Source organism: Bacillus sp. ME78 (assembly GCF_903970865.1).
Lineage (GTDB): Bacteria > Bacillota > Bacilli > Bacillales > Bacillaceae_G > Bacillus_A > Bacillus_A cereus.
In genome coordinates, this window is sequence record NZ_CAJCKK010000004.1 from 47,740 (window position 1) to 62,550 (window position 14,811).

Genomic DNA, 14,811 nt, shown 5'->3' on the forward strand with positions numbered 1-14,811 from the left:
TTACTGGCACCCCCCTCATAGATTAGAAGAATAACTCCTTAATCAATGCCGTTAAGAAAATATTTGCAAGTGCAATCGGCAATAATACTTTCCATCCAAACTCCATTAACCGGTCACCTCTTATACGTGGGAACGTGACGCGGAACCAAATTAATAGAAAGACTACACTGCTAAATTTCAAAGCAAACCATACGGCACCTGGGATAAATCCAAGAAACATGACTGGATTCCATCCGCCTAAAAAGAGCACTGTAATTAACGATGCCATCCCGAAGAAATATACGTACTCTGAAAGCATGAAAAACGCCCAGCGAAAACCTGAGTATTCCGTATGATATCCAGAAACAAGTTCTGACTCCGCTTCTGGCAAATCGAATGGTGTCCTATTTAACTCTGCCACTGCTGCGATTAAGAAAACAACGAAGCCAATTGGCTGTACGAAAATGTACCAAACCTTCTCCTGCGCCGCTACAATCTCATTTAAATTCAGGCTACCAGCTAGCAAAACGATACCAATTACACTCATTACGAGCGGAATCTCATAAGAAATCATTTGCGCTGCCGCACGCATCCCTCCTAAAAGGGAATATTTATTATTTGATGCCCATCCCCCAGTTACAACACCTATCGTCGTAATACCGGAAACAGCAATATAATAAAGTAGCCCGACTCCAATATCTGCAAATTGAAATTTATCAGTGAACGGGATAACTGCAAGCACCATAAATGCTGGTGCAAATGCAATGACAGGTGCTAATATAAACAGCGGTTTATCTGCTGCTTTCGGAATACTATCTTCTTTCAATAATAGTTTTAAAACATCAGCTACCGTTTGCAGTAAACCGAATCGGCCTCCAACCTGGTTTGGTCCAATCCGCCCTTGCATAAACCCCATCACTTTCCGTTCTGCCAAAATTCCATATGTAACGAAGCCAAGGACTGCAAATAGTAGAAGCACCGCTAATCCGAAAAAAATGAAGAAATTCGTCCAGCTTGAAGGTGATTGTAAGAGCGTCTCAATCATTAGCCATCAACCTCCCCAAGTACAATATCAACTCCACCTAAAATCGTAATTAAATTAGCGATGTTTTCACCTTTTAATAACTTCGGTAAAATTTGCAAGTTATAAAAAGATGGTCTACGAAACTTCAAACGGTACGGCTCTTTCTTTCCATCACTTGCGATATAACAACCAATCTCTCCGCGCGGCGATTCTATACGTACGAACGCTTCTCCCTTAGGTGCCTTAATAATTTTCGGTACTTTTGCCAGCACAGCTCCATCTTTCGGGAACTGTTGAACCGCTTGCTCAACAATCTTTAAAGACTCCTCGATTTCTTGCATTCGGCAAACGTAGCGATCCCAAGCATCTCCCACGCTTCCAACAGGAATATCAAAATCAAAACGATCATAAATTGAATACGGCTCATCTTTGCGAAGATCCCAGTTTACTCCAGTGCACCGCAAATTTGCTCCGCTTAAAGAATACGAAATCGCTTCTTCCGCGCTATATATACCAACGCCTTTCACACGATTTAAGAAAATCTCATTACCGCTAACAAGATCATGATAACCTGCCAATTGCTCTCTCATATACGGAACAAACTCTTCCACCTTTTCAATCCAACCATCTGGCGCATCCCACTTCACACCACCAACTCTCATATAGTTAAAAGTAAGCCGTGCCCCGCATAATTCATTTAATAAATTTATAATCATCTCTCGTTCACGAAACGCGTACAGAAACGGGCTGACCGCTCCTATATCAAGAAGATTCGTCCCCCACCAAACGAGATGACTTGCAATTCTTCCTAGCTCCATCGCAAGTACTCGCAAATATTCGGCACGCTCTGGAATTTCAAGCCCCATCATCGTCTCTACAGCATGGCAAATGACGTAATTATTCGTCATGGCTGATAAATAGTCCATTCGATCTGTATAAGGAATAATTTGCGTATACTGTAAGCTCTCAGCAATCTTTTCCGTCCCGCGATGCAAATACCCAATAACCGGTGTAGCTTCTTTAATAATTTCCCCGTCAATCTTAATTACGAGCCTGAACACACCATGTGTACTCGGATGCTGAGGTCCTACATTCAAAAGCATCTCTTCCGTGCGGATCATAGCTACACCTCCACATCATACGGTTCATAGTCTTTTCTAAGCGGATATCCTACCCAATCATCTGGCATTAAAATACGCGTTAAATTCGGATGCCCTTTAAATACAATGCCTAGCAAATCGTACGCTTCTCTCTCCGGCCAGTCAGCCCCTTTCCAAAGCGCTGTCACAGACTCGACTTGCGGCGCTTCCCGGTCTAGTTTTACCTTCACCGCTACCGATTGTTTCTTGCCATATGAAAACAAATGAACATACACTTCCATATGTGTCACAAAATCCGTCGCATGTAGCTCTGACATATAATCAAAAGCAAGTCCCTCATGGAATCGCAGTGACTCCATCACTTCATAATATTTTGCGGGATCCACCACAAGAGTTGGCACATCCTTTGACAATTTATTAATATAGGAATCTACTAATGCACCCTCTCCTAACTTCTCCCTAATAGCCTCAACATACTGATTTAAATGCGGTTGATTTACGGACGGTTCTTCCTGCTTTGGCTCATCCTCTTTCTTACCTTCAGCTCCCTTTGTCTTCGCTCTTGCAGCCGCTGCTGCTTTCGCTTTTGCCGCTGCAATTGCCTTGGCCTTTTCATCTCCCGAATCCCCATCACCTTGCGAGGCTTTCTGCTTCGCTAATGCTGCCGCTTTTGCCTTGGCCGCCGCCACCGCCTTCGCCTTGGCTTTCGCTTTTTCTTCTTCCGTTACTTCTTCTGTCCCTTCTCTTTTCTGTTTCGCTAACGCCGCCGCTTTTGCTTTTGCAGCTGCTGCCGCCTTCGCCTTGGCTTTCGCTTTTTCTTCTTCCGTTACTTCTTCTGTCCCTTCTCTTTTCTGCTTCGCTAACGCCGCCGCTTTTGCTTTTGCAGCTGCTGCCGCCTTCGCCTTGGCTTTCGCTTTTTCTTCTTCCGTTACTTCTTCTGTTCCTTCTCTTTTTTGCTTCGCTAACGCCGCCGCTTTTGCTTTTGCAGCTGCTGCTGCCTTCGCCTTGGCTTTCGCTTTTTCTTCTTCCGTTACTTCTTCTGTTCCTTCTCTTTTCTGCTTCGCTAACGCTGCCGCTTTTGCTTTTGCTGCCGCTGCTGCCTTCGCCTTCACTTTCGCTTTTTCTTCTTCCGTTACTTCTTCTGTTCCTTCTCTTTTCTGCTTCGCTAACGCTGCCGCTTTTGCTTTTGCCTTCACTTTCGCTTTTTCTTCTTCCGTTACTTCTTCTGTTCCTTCTCTTTTCTGCTTCGCTAACGCTGCCGCTTTCGCTTTTGCTGCCGCTGCTGCACGTCGTTTTGCTTCTTCTATAGTAATATCATCATTTTTTGGTAGCGCTTTCTCTTTTTCTTGATCTTCTGCCTCAAGCTCACTTATTTCCGCCTCGTGTTTCGCTACAAGGCGTTTTCTCGCTTCTTCTTTTGCACGCCTAGCTGCTTCTTTTTTCAAATCCTCTAAATCTTTGTTTGGATCACTCATTTATTCGTCACCTGCTTCCCAGTCATTGCTTCGTAACGAATTTTTTCTTTTAATTTATTAATTCCATAAATTAAAGCAGCCGGATTTGGGGGACAACCAGGAATATACACATCAACTGGTACGATTTGGTCTACACCTTTCACAACAGCATATGAATTTACATACGGACCACCTGCTGTCGCACAAGATCCCATCGCAATAACCCATTTCGGTTCAGGCATTTGATCATATAAACGCCGAACAATAGGAGCCATCTTCTTCGTTACTGTTCCCGATACAATCATGACGTCCGATTGCCTTGGTGAAGTCCGAAAAAATGACCCAAATCGATCTAAATCATAATGTGATGAGCCTACTCCCATCATTTCAATTGCACAGCACGCCAGTCCGAATGTCATCGGCCATAAAGAATTGCTCCTCGCCCACCCTTTCAACTGTTCCAATGTAGAAAAAAAGATATTTCGTTCTAATTCTGCTCGCTCATTTGGATGTAATTCCTCAAAATTTATAACCATTGTAACACCTTCTTTTTCCAAGCATACGCTAATCCAACTAGCAACATTACAACAAAGATGAGCATCTCAATTAATGCAAATAAACCTAGCTTGTCATACGCAACAGCCCAAGGATATAAAAATAAAGTTTCTACATCAAAGATCACAAACAATAAAGCGAAAATATAATAACGAGCATGAAACCGAATATTTGCATCGTGAAAAGGCTCAATTCCACTCTCATACGTCGTCGCCTTTGCTGCACTTGGTTTATTTGGGCGCAGCATCCTTCCTAATGTAAGAGCCACTACCGGCAGCAATATACCTAATAGCAAGAAAATCAAAACGATCATATAACTATTTTCATATACACTTGCCATTGTGAAACCCTCCCCCCTAAATTAAGAACAAGTTCACATAGTAAACAATATGTCCTAGTTGCAGTAATTATTATTTTTAAATTTTTCTAAATAATGCAACTATTCTAATCATTATAGCAAACTTCAAATTCCTATGTCGATATGTTGGGAGACAGAAACAAGAATTATTAAAATCTATCTTTACAACTTGCTATAATTGTGCAAAATAAATATAAAACTTATATATGCTTTTCAAGGAACCGTAGGTGATATAAATGAAAAAACAAACACATGTAAGTATTCTTATAAGCATTGTATTACTGTCTATAACGCTTCACTACGTAGCGATGCCTTTTCTATATGAATACTCATTTCCCTTTCAACTATTAATCGGAACGAGTACCCTATTAATTGATATTATCGCTTGTAGTTATATACTTTATTTTTCAAACATGAAAGAAGGGCTATCTCGTTTATTTTGGATCATATTATCTGTTGGAGCTCTCTCTTATTTTATCGGTGATATAGTCGTTGCCTATCAGCGTTTAATTGTAAAGGACTTCTATACGTTCGTTGATCCATCTGACTTTTTTTACTTACTTTTTTTAGTTAGTTTTTCCTTTGCCTTTCTATACGAAATCATATATAACCGAGATTTATTAGAAAAACTTTTTATGCTATGTGATATTTGTATTATCGTTACAGCCCAATTTACTTTAAGTTACTACTTACTTATTGAGCGAACCATTCACATCTTTACAACATCCTATATCGACATATTTGTTCAACTTACCTATCCAATGGCTGATTTACTCTTTCTCTTAATAGGAATCAATCTTTTATTCAAACCACTATCCTTATTACCTAAAAAGGTTGGTGCGCTTCTTGGCAGTGCTTTAATTTTATATGCTACTACAGATGCGATTTATGCTTATATAAAATACTTCATACCAGAGTATTCTATGTTTACAGTTACTCCTTTCTATCAAGTAACCTTAGTACTAGTAGCAATTTCCTGTATTCTCCATACAAAAGAACCTGAAAAACAAGAACAAGTACTACTAACACTTAAAATTGGTGAAGCAATCCGCTTATCATTACCGTATATTTCGGTAGTAATGCTTATTGTTTTTATATTAGTCGAATACGTTTTTGCGCCTATTATAGTAATCGGACTTATAATAACTTTCTCTTTCGTTCTCATACGTCATAGTTTAGTTCGAAAACAAAATAAAATATTATTGCTAGCTCAAATGCAATTCAACTCAGAACTCGAGAAACAAATTGAACTACGTACAGAAGATTTAGTAGAACAGAAAAATGAACTTTATCATAATCAACAAATGTTTAAATCTTTATACGAGCATCATCCAGATCCAATCTTCACATTAGATTTGTACGGTAATTTTCTCAAAGTAAATAACGCTGGTACTACTTTACTCGGTTATCAAACGAATGAATTATTAAACCAGCCTTACTATTCACTCATATACGAAGAAGATTTAGAAGAAATGATTAACGCCTTTCATCGTGTAAAAAAGGGATATTCTATCTCTTTAGAAATACGGGCGTACCATAAAAACAGAGATATTTACTACTTGCACGTTACCGCCGTACCGATCTTTTTAAAGGAGAAAATTTCTGGAGTTTATTTAATGATTAAAGATATTACGGAAAGCAAACAACAACAAGAACAAATTAATTTCCTAGCATACCATGATACTTTAACAGAGCTTGCAAATCGTCGTGCATTTCATAAACATTTAGAACAGGCAATTGCACGAGCAAAAGTATCGAAAAAGTCTTTTGCTGTTATGTTTCTCGACCTAGACCGTTTTAAAGTTATTAATGATACCCTCGGTCATCGAGTAGGAGACCTATTGCTCATCGCAGTAGCAAAAAGACTCGAAAGAATATCAACATCAAATATGAAACTCGCGCGGCTAGCTGGAGATGAGTTCACAATTCTTATCGAGAATTACAAAAAAAAGCCAGATGTCCAAAAAATAGCTGATATGATTGTAGCGGCCATGAATGAGCCATTTGAAATCGAAAATCAACATTTACAAATCTCACCGAGTATCGGAATTGCAATATATCCTGAAGCAGGTGAAGATCCACTATCCATTTTGCAGCATGCTGATATGGCCATGTACGAAGCAAAGAATAAAGGAAAAAACGGTAGCTCTCTTTACACGAAAGAACTATATAAAAAAATGGAACGAAAAGCTCGAATTGAAAAAGATTTGCCAATCGCTTTAGTAAACAAAGAATTTTATCTCGTTTATCAACCACAAATTGATACGACAACAAATAAAATTATCGGTGCTGAAGCTTTAATACGGTGGAAACACCCGCTATTAGGTGACATTTCACCATGTGAGTTTATTCCAATTGTAGAAGAGACGCCACAAGTAGTCCCACTTGGACATTGGGTATTACAAGAAGCTTGTCTCCAATTAAAAATATGGCATACCTTTGGCTACCAAAATTTAAAAATAAGTGTTAATTTATCTGCAAAAGAGTTCCGGCAAGATCAATTAATCGAAAACATTTCACAAATATTAAACGACGTGCAAGTCGACCCAAAATATGTAACCCTTGAGTTAACAGAAAGAATTGCAATGATTGACGAGAAAGAAACGTTATTAAGACTGAAGCAATTAAAAGAATACGGTATCCAAACTTCCATTGATGACTTCGGTACTGGGTATTCTTCTCTTGCTTATTTATCAATTTTTCCAATCGACACATTAAAAGTACCGAGAGAATTTACACAATTAGCTGATCATCGTCCTGAAGAACGAGCCATCGTTTCTACAATCCTTTCCCTCGCAAATACTTTAAATCTTTCAGTCGTTGCCGAAGGAATTGAAACCGAAAAACAGCTTAAGTTTCTGCAAAAACATAAATGTAAATATATGCAAGGTTACTATTTCAGTAAACCACTTACTAGCAATCAATTTATAAAGTTTCTACAAAAAACCCCCAGTATGAACAAATAATTCATACTGGGGGTTTTATAGTGCTAAATATTTTTCTCATAATATTCTTCTGCGATCTCTTCGTAAAAAGCCGCAGATGTTGTGTAGAAATATGGAATTAACCATAAGAATCCAATCCCTAACGTAATACAACTTAATATAAACCAACCGATAAAACTTAAACATAAAATGAAATACTCCATCTTATGTCCATCCATCATACGACGACTTTCTGTAATAGCTTGGTTCAGTGAATACTCAGGATGATCATTTATAATAAAGTATGTCATCGCATAAGAAAATGATTTAATAATACCTGGAATAATGAACAATAACGTCCATAAGAAAAGATAAAGATTTACTAATAAATATAATAAAAATGATTTTAGAAATCTCTTTCCCTCTGAAAACCAAATGAATACATTACCGATACTAGCTTGATTTTCACGAAGGATATTTAAACCAAGGTAATATCCACCTAAAGTTAACGGTCCAGTAACAAAAAATGTAAGAATATTCGTTGAAAGTGAACCATTTGTTTTTTGCCAACCGAAAATTAAAGAAAATCCCCAATCAACACTAAAACTAAACGCCGTGATAAGAATTGAAATGAGCAGTGTAGCTCCAACAGCTAATCCCCATTTCCCTTCTAATGAATCTAGTGCTTCTCCTTTTAGATCACTAATCATGCGTAGCCTCGCCTCCTATACACAATAATTCTATTAGTATAGCATGTTCCTATTGAAATTCACCTTTTAAAATGTAGCGATAAAAGTGTGCTGTCGTTGTACTCATATACGGACTAAGCCAAAGAAATCCTATTCCAAAAGTAAGAAGCGCTAAAACAACCCAGCCTATGAAGCTCAGCCATAAAAGAAACAAATCTAACTTATGACCCTTCATAAGATTCTTACTTTCCTTCATCGCCTGCGAAACACTATATTCTGGATTTTCAATCATCACATAGTACGTCAGTGCATAAGAAAAATACATCACAATCATACCAACAATTGAAATTGCTAATAGTACGAAGAAAGCTATTGTAAACGACAGATTTCCTTCTTCACCTAAGAATATGAATAAACCTGTTAACAACATCGGAATCCATGTACCTGTATACAACAAAATCGCAAGCATTGCCCACATTGTTTTCATCATTCTTTTAAAACCACGGAATCCTTCAAACAAGTAATCTACTTTAGCATCTTCTCGTTTACTAATTTGTAGAAACACATTCGTGTAACCGTATGAGGTAATACCATAAGATGCATTACTCAAAATAATCATTATGCAATAGAAAATCCCAAATGTAATAGCTGCTCCAATTGACATCGTTTCCGCCTCAACTGACCCAGCTAAGCTAACAACTAAGAAAAATATAATAATTCCTGGAATTAATAATATAAACATTGCAGCCATCGAAACGACATAACTTAAAATAAAATATAAAATCGTTGATCCAACACCTAGTCCCCATTTCCCCTTTAAAGAGTACAATGCTTCTCGTTTCATTTCACCGATCATTGATTCATCCCCTTCATAAAATATAAATTGTTGTACACTTCTACTTATACAAGCATCAATATAATTATACCAGTTTTGTAAAATTATCCATAAAATACACAAAAAAATCCGTAAAGGCAAGGCCCTTACGGATTTTTTTACTTCATATCAGAAACATTTAAACGGTTCACAGCACGTTGTAATGCCATTTCTGCACGTCTAAAGTCAACATGTGCTTGTTTGTCTTGCATACGTTGCTCAGCGCGACGCTTCGCTTCATTTGCACGATGGATATCGATATGGTTTGCTTCTTCAGCAGATGATGATAATACAGTTACTTTATCTGGACGAACTTCGATAAAGCCACCACTTACTGCTACATAATCAGTGTGTCCACCATTTTTCAGACGAACCGCACTAATTTTTAATGGTGCAACAGTTGGAATGTGACCTGGTAAGATCCCCATTTCCCCACTCTCTGCTTTTACACTTACCATTTCTACTTCTTTTTCGTAAACCGGTCCATCAGGAGTTACAATACTGACTGGAAATGTCTTCATACTTCGTCCCTCCTAAGGCCTTACGCCATCATTTTCTTCGCGTTCTCAATAACTTCTTCAATGCTACCAACAAGGCGGAATGCATCTTCTGGAAGGTCATCATATTTTCCTTCTAGAATTTCTTTGAAGCCACTAACTGTATTTTTTACAGGTACGTAAGAACCTTTTTGACCTGTAAACTGCTCAGCTACGTGGAAGTTTTGAGATAAGAAGAATTGAATACGACGAGCACGATGTACAACTAACTTATCTTCTTCAGATAACTCATCCATACCTAAGATAGCGATGATATCTTGAAGTTCTTTGTAACGTTGTAAAGTTTGCTGCACTTGACGTGCTACTTCATAATGCTCTTCTCCTACGATTTCTGGAGAAAGTGCACGAGATGTAGATGCTAATGGATCTACGGCTGGGTAAATACCCATTTGTGTTAAACGACGCTCTAAGTTTGTTGTTGCATCTAAGTGAGCGAATGTTGTAGCTGGTGCTGGGTCAGTATAGTCATCGGCTGGTACATATACCGCTTGGATAGACGTGATAGACCCTTTATTTGTAGATGTAATACGCTCTTGTAATTGACCCATTTCTGTTGCAAGTGTTGGTTGGTAACCTACCGCAGATGGCATACGACCAAGAAGGGCAGATACTTCAGAACCAGCTTGCGTGAAACGGAAGATGTTATCGATGAACAGAAGTACGTCTTGTCCTTGCTCATCACGGAAATGCTCAGCCATTGTTAAACCTGTTAATGCAACACGTTGACGTGCTCCAGGTGGCTCATTCATTTGTCCGAATACCATCGCAGTTTTCTTGATTACGCCAGAATCGCTCATTTCATGGTATAAGTCATTACCCTCACGAGTACGCTCACCTACACCAGCGAATACAGAGATACCACCGTGCTCTTGTGCGATGTTGTTAATTAATTCCTGAATTAATACTGTTTTACCTACGCCGGCACCACCGAATAGGCCGATCTTACCACCCTTAATGTAAGGAGCAAGTAAGTCTACTACTTTAATACCAGTTTCAAGAATTTCTACTTTAGTAGATAATTCTTCGAATGCAGGTGCTTGACGGTGAATTGGATCACGGTGTACATCCGCAGGAAGTTCACCATCTAAGTCAATTGCATCACCTAATACGTTGAATACACGACCAAGTGTTGCATCACCAACTGGTACAGAGATTGCTTTACCAGTATCTTCTACTTCTGTGCCACGAACAAGTCCATCTGTGGAAGACATCGCAACTGTACGAACTGTATCATCACCTAAATGAAGTGCAACTTCAAATGTTAAGTTCATGCTTCCGTTTTCGTTGCTTTGTTTTACCGTAAGGGCGTTGTAGATTTCTGGTAGCTTTCCGCCATCAAACTTAACGTCTACAACCGGACCCATGATTTGCGTAACGCGCCCTTTATTCATCGGGTTCCCTCCTAGCTTTCTTTTAATTAGCCAGCTTTCTAAGCGAAGTCGGCTTTTAATTTTTTATTAGTTTAGCTTACGCGACTCTTTTGAAAGAGCCGCTTCCACTTTTTATTACTATTCTAACGCTGCTGCTCCACCAACGATTTCCGTAATTTCTTGCGTAATCGCTGCCTGACGCGCACGGTTGAATGAAAGTGTAAGTGAATCGATAACTTCCATTGCGTTGTCTGTAGCACTCTTCATTGCTGTCATACGCGCTGCGTGCTCACTTGCTTTACCATCTAGTAATGCACCGTACACTAAGCTTTCTGCGTATTGTGGCAATAATACTTTTAAAATTTCTTCTTCAGAAGGTTCGAATTCATAAGCTGTCGTCGGTTTATCAGACGCCACATCAGTAAGCGGTAAAATTTTATTTTCCGTTACTTCTTGTGAAATTTTACTTACGTAATGGTTGTAGTAAATATACAGCTCATCATAAGCACCATCTGCGAACATCGCAATTGCTCGAGAAGCAAGATCTTTAATATCAGTAAATGATGGGTGGTCAGATAATCCAACTACTTCATCAATGATGTTAAAGCCGCGACGTTTTAAATAATCACGTCCTAGTCGTCCAAGTACAATAATTGAATATTGATTTGAATCCATATTATGACGTTCACGAATTACGTTACTTACTGTACGTAATACGTTACTGTTATAACCACCTGCTAGTCCGCGATCAGATGTAATAACGATGTATCCTGTACGCTTTACAGGACGCGCATTTAGCATTGGATGATTAATTCCTTTACTTCCTTGCGCAATGCTCGCTACTACTTCTTGAATCTTTTCCATATACGGAACGAAAGATTTAGCATTTTGCTCTGCACGGTTTAACTTAGATGCAGATACCATCTCCATCGCCTTCGTAATTTGACTCGTTTTCTTTGTCGAGGTAATCTTCGCTTTTATATCGCGTAAAGATGCCACAGGTTTTCACCACCTTTTTTCCGGAAGTTGGCACGATTAGTAAGAATCCTCTTCCTAATCTACGTTGCAAGATATTCTTGCTCATGATTGAAGGAAAAGAATAGGTGCACCTACTCTTTTCCTTTACATAACCGTCAGCAATCTCAGAGTCTGAGATGCCTTATATATTATCTAGCATCGGCGGCTTGTACGAGCCGCCGACGCTTTTATTAATCTAGTTCCGCCTCTTAGCCGATGGGGCTGAACAGTCGGCTTCACTTTTATTATTATTCAGAAGCTACGAATACTTTTTTAAATCCGTTAATTGCTGCTGCAAATTTGTCGTCATCCGCAAGTTTCTTAGTTGTGCGGATTTCTTCTAATAAGTCAGTCGCATTAGAATCTAACCAAGCATGGAATTCTTCTTCGAAACGAGTGATATCTACTACTGGGATATCATCTAGGAATCCACGTGTTAAAGCGTAAAGAATGATAACTTGTTTCTCTACACGTAACGGTTTGTGTAATCCTTGTTTTAATACCTCAACAGTACGAGCACCACGGTTTAATTTCGCTTGAGTTGCTTTATCAAGGTCAGAACCGAACTGAGCGAACGCTTCTAACTCACGGTAAGATGCAAGGTCAAGACGAAGTGTACCTGATACTTTACTCATTGCTTTAATCTGAGCAGATCCACCTACACGAGATACAGAAGTACCCGCATCGATCGCTGGACGTACGCCAGAGAAGAATAGGTCAGATTGTAAGAAAATTTGTCCATCCGTAATAGAAATTACGTTTGTTGGGATGTATGCTGATACGTCCCCTGCTTGTGTTTCGATGAAAGGTAGTGCAGTTAAAGAACCGCCGCCTCTTGCATCACTTAATTTTGCTGCACGCTCTAATAAGCGAGAATGTAAGTAGAATACATCCCCTGGATAAGCTTCACGACCTGGAGGACGACGTAATAGTAATGACAGCTCACGGTAAGCCGCTGCTTGTTTTGATAAGTCATCATATACTACTAATACGTGTTTACCATTGTACATGAACTCTTCACCCATTGTTACACCAGCATAAGGAGCTAAGTATAATAATGGAGCTGGTTGAGAAGCAGATGCAGTTACAACGATTGTGTACTCTAATGCACCGTGCTTACGTAGTGTTTCTACTACGTTACGTACAGTTGATTCTTTTTGTCCGATAGCTACATAGATACAAATCATATCTTCATCTTTTTGGTTAATGATTGTATCAAGTGCAACTGCTGTTTTACCAGTTTGACGGTCACCGATGATTAACTCACGTTGACCACGGCCAATTGGTACAAGAGCGTCGATCGCTTTAATACCTGTTTGAAGTGGCTCATGAACAGATTTACGATCCATTACACCTGGTGCTGGACTTTCGATTGGACGAGTGTTTGTTGTATTGATTGGGCCTAAACCATCAACTGGTTGACCTAATGGGTTTACAACACGACCAATTAGTTCTTTTCCTACTGGTACTTGCATGATGCGACCAGTACGACGAACTTCGTCACCTTCACGGATTTCTGTGTAAGGTCCTAAAATGATAATACCTACGTTGTTTTCCTCTAAGTTTTGTGCTAGTCCCATAACGCCGTTAGAGAACTCTACAAGCTCACCAGCCATAACGTTATCAAGACCATGAGCACGCGCAATACCGTCACCAACTTGGATAACTGTACCAACATCACTAACTTCGATTTCAGACTGATAGTTCTCGATTTGTTGCTTTATCAGTGCGCTAATTTCTTCAGCTCTGATGCTCATGTGCTTCACCCCTATCTATTCTTCATTAATTCACGCTGAATACGTGCTAATTTTCCTTGTAAACTTCCGTCATAAATTCGATTTCCAATGCGTACTTTAATTCCGCCTAGTAAATCTTCATCTACAACATTTTTCACGCGAATTGCATCTTTTCCCGTTCTCTTTGCAAATGCTTCTGCAATGTTAAGCTTCTCTTCTTCAGATAGAAGACGAATAGAATATACAGTTGCATCCGCTACGTTACGTTCTTCATTAGCAAGAACAACATATTCATCTGCAATTTCAGGTAAGATATCAATACGCTTGTTATCAATTAAAATATATAACGTATTTAAAATTGATTCAGAAACAGATCCGAATACGTTTGCAAGAAACGTTTTCTTCTGCTCTTTTGAAATGTTCGGTTGCGTTAAAAAGCTATGTAGTTCTCCGTTCTTTACATAAACGTTTTGTACAAGGCGTAATTCTTCTTCAAACATTTCTAATACGTGTTTTTCTTTTGCAATTTTAAAAAGAGCGACAGCATAACGTTTTGCTACAATCCCATTGCTCATCGCGCTTCTCCTACTTCTTTAATATAATCGCGAATTAACTTAACTTGATCTTCTTCTTTTAATTCTTTTTCAATTACTTTAGAAGCAATTTGAACAGATAAAGAAGCGACTTGTTCTTGTAAAGCAGCAATCGCTTGCTCTTTTTCGCGTTGAATTTCTTGTACAGCAGATGCTTTAATTGATTCTGCTTCTTCTTTCGCAGCAGCAACAATAACATCCTTTTGATCTACAGCTTGTTTTTTCGCTCTTTCGATTAACTCTTGTGCTTCAACACGTGATTGTTTTAACATTTCACGTTGTTCTTCTACTAACTTCTTCGCTTCAGCGTTACTTCTTTCTGCAGCGTCGATTTCATTAGTAACATGCTCTTCACGTTCTTTCATAATTCCCATTAAAGGACCCCACGCAAATTTGCGTAGCATTACTAATAGAATTAAGAAAATGAACAATGTATAAGCAATCGTTCCAAATGGAATGGCAGCTCCTAATAATAAAGTTGGCACAAGGATTCACTCCCTTCAAAATATCTAAATTGATCATATGAAAAAAAAAGACATACGTTTCGTTCATAAAGCAATGGCGAAGAAAGTTCGGAAAAA

At 38.8% G+C, this 14,811-nt stretch carries 14 protein-coding genes; 1 reads left to right on the forward strand and 13 read right to left on the reverse strand.

Features of this window, described 5'->3' with window-relative positions; translation table 11 throughout:
- Positions 1–22: 22 nt before the first annotated feature.
- From nuoH to nuoA, 5 genes are read right to left on the reverse strand one after another with little or no spacing between them, the layout of a single operon-like run.
- Positions 23–1,024 carry an NADH-quinone oxidoreductase subunit NuoH gene (nuoH, locus tag H6481_RS07325; protein WP_182811317.1) on the reverse strand — a complete coding sequence of 334 codons (1,002 nt, stop codon included), beginning with the start codon at positions 1,022–1,024 and terminating at the stop codon, positions 23–25.
- Complete coding sequence (gene nuoD, locus H6481_RS07330) at positions 1,024–2,124, reverse strand: NADH-quinone oxidoreductase subunit NuoD (protein ID WP_000621434.1); 1,101 nt, start codon at positions 2,122–2,124, stop codon at positions 1,024–1,026. The genes nuoH and nuoD overlap by 1 nt, the downstream gene beginning before the upstream one ends.
- A 2-nt stretch (positions 2,125–2,126) precedes the next feature.
- Positions 2,127–3,578: an NADH-quinone oxidoreductase subunit C gene (locus H6481_RS07335; RefSeq protein WP_182811320.1), complete on the reverse strand. Its 1,452-nt coding sequence runs from the start codon at positions 3,576–3,578 to the stop codon at positions 2,127–2,129.
- A complete protein-coding gene (gene nuoB / locus H6481_RS07340) occupies positions 3,575–4,093 on the reverse strand; it encodes an NADH-quinone oxidoreductase subunit NuoB (RefSeq protein WP_023523556.1) in 519 nt (172 codons plus the stop codon). Before nuoB ends, H6481_RS07335 begins: the two co-directional genes overlap by 4 nt.
- The gene (nuoA, locus tag H6481_RS07345) at positions 4,084–4,452 is read right to left on the reverse strand and encodes an NADH-quinone oxidoreductase subunit NuoA (RefSeq protein WP_000179273.1); all 369 of its coding nucleotides are present in this window, start codon (positions 4,450–4,452) and stop codon (positions 4,084–4,086) included. Before nuoA ends, nuoB begins: the two co-directional genes overlap by 10 nt.
- Positions 4,453–4,706: 254 nt before the next feature.
- On the opposite strand from nuoA, the gene H6481_RS07350 reads away from it, so the two are divergent.
- A complete protein-coding gene (locus H6481_RS07350) occupies positions 4,707–7,436 on the forward strand; it encodes an EAL domain-containing protein (RefSeq protein ID WP_182811322.1) in 2,730 nt (909 codons plus the stop codon).
- A 23-nt stretch (positions 7,437–7,459) separates the two neighbouring features.
- Here the strand turns inward: H6481_RS07350 and H6481_RS07355 are convergent, their stop codons facing one another.
- From H6481_RS07355 to atpF, 8 genes are all read right to left on the reverse strand, one after another.
- Positions 7,460–8,104, reverse strand: a complete 645-nt coding sequence (locus H6481_RS07355) for a DUF975 family protein (protein ID WP_023523558.1) — start codon at positions 8,102–8,104, stop codon at positions 7,460–7,462.
- 49 nt (positions 8,105–8,153) lie between these two features.
- Positions 8,154–8,939 (reverse strand): DUF975 family protein, encoded by a 786-nt coding sequence (locus H6481_RS07360; RefSeq protein WP_023523559.1) that lies wholly within the window; start codon positions 8,937–8,939, stop codon positions 8,154–8,156.
- 137 nt (positions 8,940–9,076) lie between these two features.
- The gene (gene atpC, locus H6481_RS07365) at positions 9,077–9,478 is read right to left on the reverse strand and encodes a F0F1 ATP synthase subunit epsilon (RefSeq protein ID WP_000847215.1); all 402 of its coding nucleotides are present in this window, start codon (positions 9,476–9,478) and stop codon (positions 9,077–9,079) included.
- Positions 9,479–9,498: 20 nt separating this feature from the next.
- Positions 9,499–10,905, reverse strand: coding sequence for a F0F1 ATP synthase subunit beta (atpD, locus tag H6481_RS07370; protein WP_001032596.1), 1,407 nt, complete (start codon positions 10,903–10,905; stop codon positions 9,499–9,501).
- A 117-nt stretch (positions 10,906–11,022) separates the two neighbouring features.
- Complete coding sequence (gene atpG / locus H6481_RS07375) at positions 11,023–11,883, reverse strand: F0F1 ATP synthase subunit gamma (RefSeq protein WP_000157703.1); 861 nt, start codon at positions 11,881–11,883, stop codon at positions 11,023–11,025.
- Positions 11,884–12,149: 266 nt separating this feature from the next.
- On the reverse strand, positions 12,150–13,658 hold the full coding sequence (gene atpA, locus H6481_RS07380) for a F0F1 ATP synthase subunit alpha (RefSeq protein WP_000027521.1): 1,509 nt from the start codon (positions 13,656–13,658) through the stop codon (positions 12,150–12,152).
- A gap of 11 nt (positions 13,659–13,669) precedes the next feature.
- On the reverse strand, positions 13,670–14,212 hold the full coding sequence (gene atpH / locus H6481_RS07385) for a F0F1 ATP synthase subunit delta (RefSeq protein WP_000064682.1): 543 nt from the start codon (positions 14,210–14,212) through the stop codon (positions 13,670–13,672).
- Positions 14,209–14,715, reverse strand: a complete 507-nt coding sequence (gene atpF / locus H6481_RS07390; RefSeq protein WP_001142615.1) for a F0F1 ATP synthase subunit B — start codon at positions 14,713–14,715, stop codon at positions 14,209–14,211. The genes atpH and atpF overlap by 4 nt, the downstream gene beginning before the upstream one ends.
- Between the last annotated feature and the right edge of the window lie 96 nt (positions 14,716–14,811).

Coding starts and splice junctions, on each gene's coding strand:
- nuoH (WP_182811317.1), bottom strand. CDS start 1,024: ATGATTGAGACGCTCTTACAATCACCTTCAAGCTGGACGAATTTCTTC.
- nuoD (WP_000621434.1), bottom strand. CDS start 2,124: ATGATCCGCACGGAAGAGATGCTTTTGAATGTAGGACCTCAGCATCCG.
- H6481_RS07335 (WP_182811320.1), bottom strand. CDS start 3,578: ATGAGTGATCCAAACAAAGATTTAGAGGATTTGAAAAAAGAAGCAGCT.
- nuoB (WP_023523556.1), bottom strand. CDS start 4,093: ATGGTTATAAATTTTGAGGAATTACATCCAAATGAGCGAGCAGAATTA.
- nuoA (WP_000179273.1), bottom strand. CDS start 4,452: ATGGCAAGTGTATATGAAAATAGTTATATGATCGTTTTGATTTTCTTG.
- H6481_RS07350 (WP_182811322.1), top strand. CDS start 4,707: ATGAAAAAACAAACACATGTAAGTATTCTTATAAGCATTGTATTACTG.
- H6481_RS07355 (WP_023523558.1), bottom strand. CDS start 8,104: ATGATTAGTGATCTAAAAGGAGAAGCACTAGATTCATTAGAAGGGAAA.
- H6481_RS07360 (WP_023523559.1), bottom strand. CDS start 8,939: ATGATCGGTGAAATGAAACGAGAAGCATTGTACTCTTTAAAGGGGAAA.
- atpC (WP_000847215.1), bottom strand. CDS start 9,478: ATGAAGACATTTCCAGTCAGTATTGTAACTCCTGATGGACCGGTTTAC.
- atpD (WP_001032596.1), bottom strand. CDS start 10,905: ATGAATAAAGGGCGCGTTACGCAAATCATGGGTCCGGTTGTAGACGTT.
- atpA (WP_000027521.1), bottom strand. CDS start 13,658: ATGAGCATCAGAGCTGAAGAAATTAGCGCACTGATAAAGCAACAAATC.
- atpH (WP_000064682.1), bottom strand. CDS start 14,212: ATGAGCAATGGGATTGTAGCAAAACGTTATGCTGTCGCTCTTTTTAAA.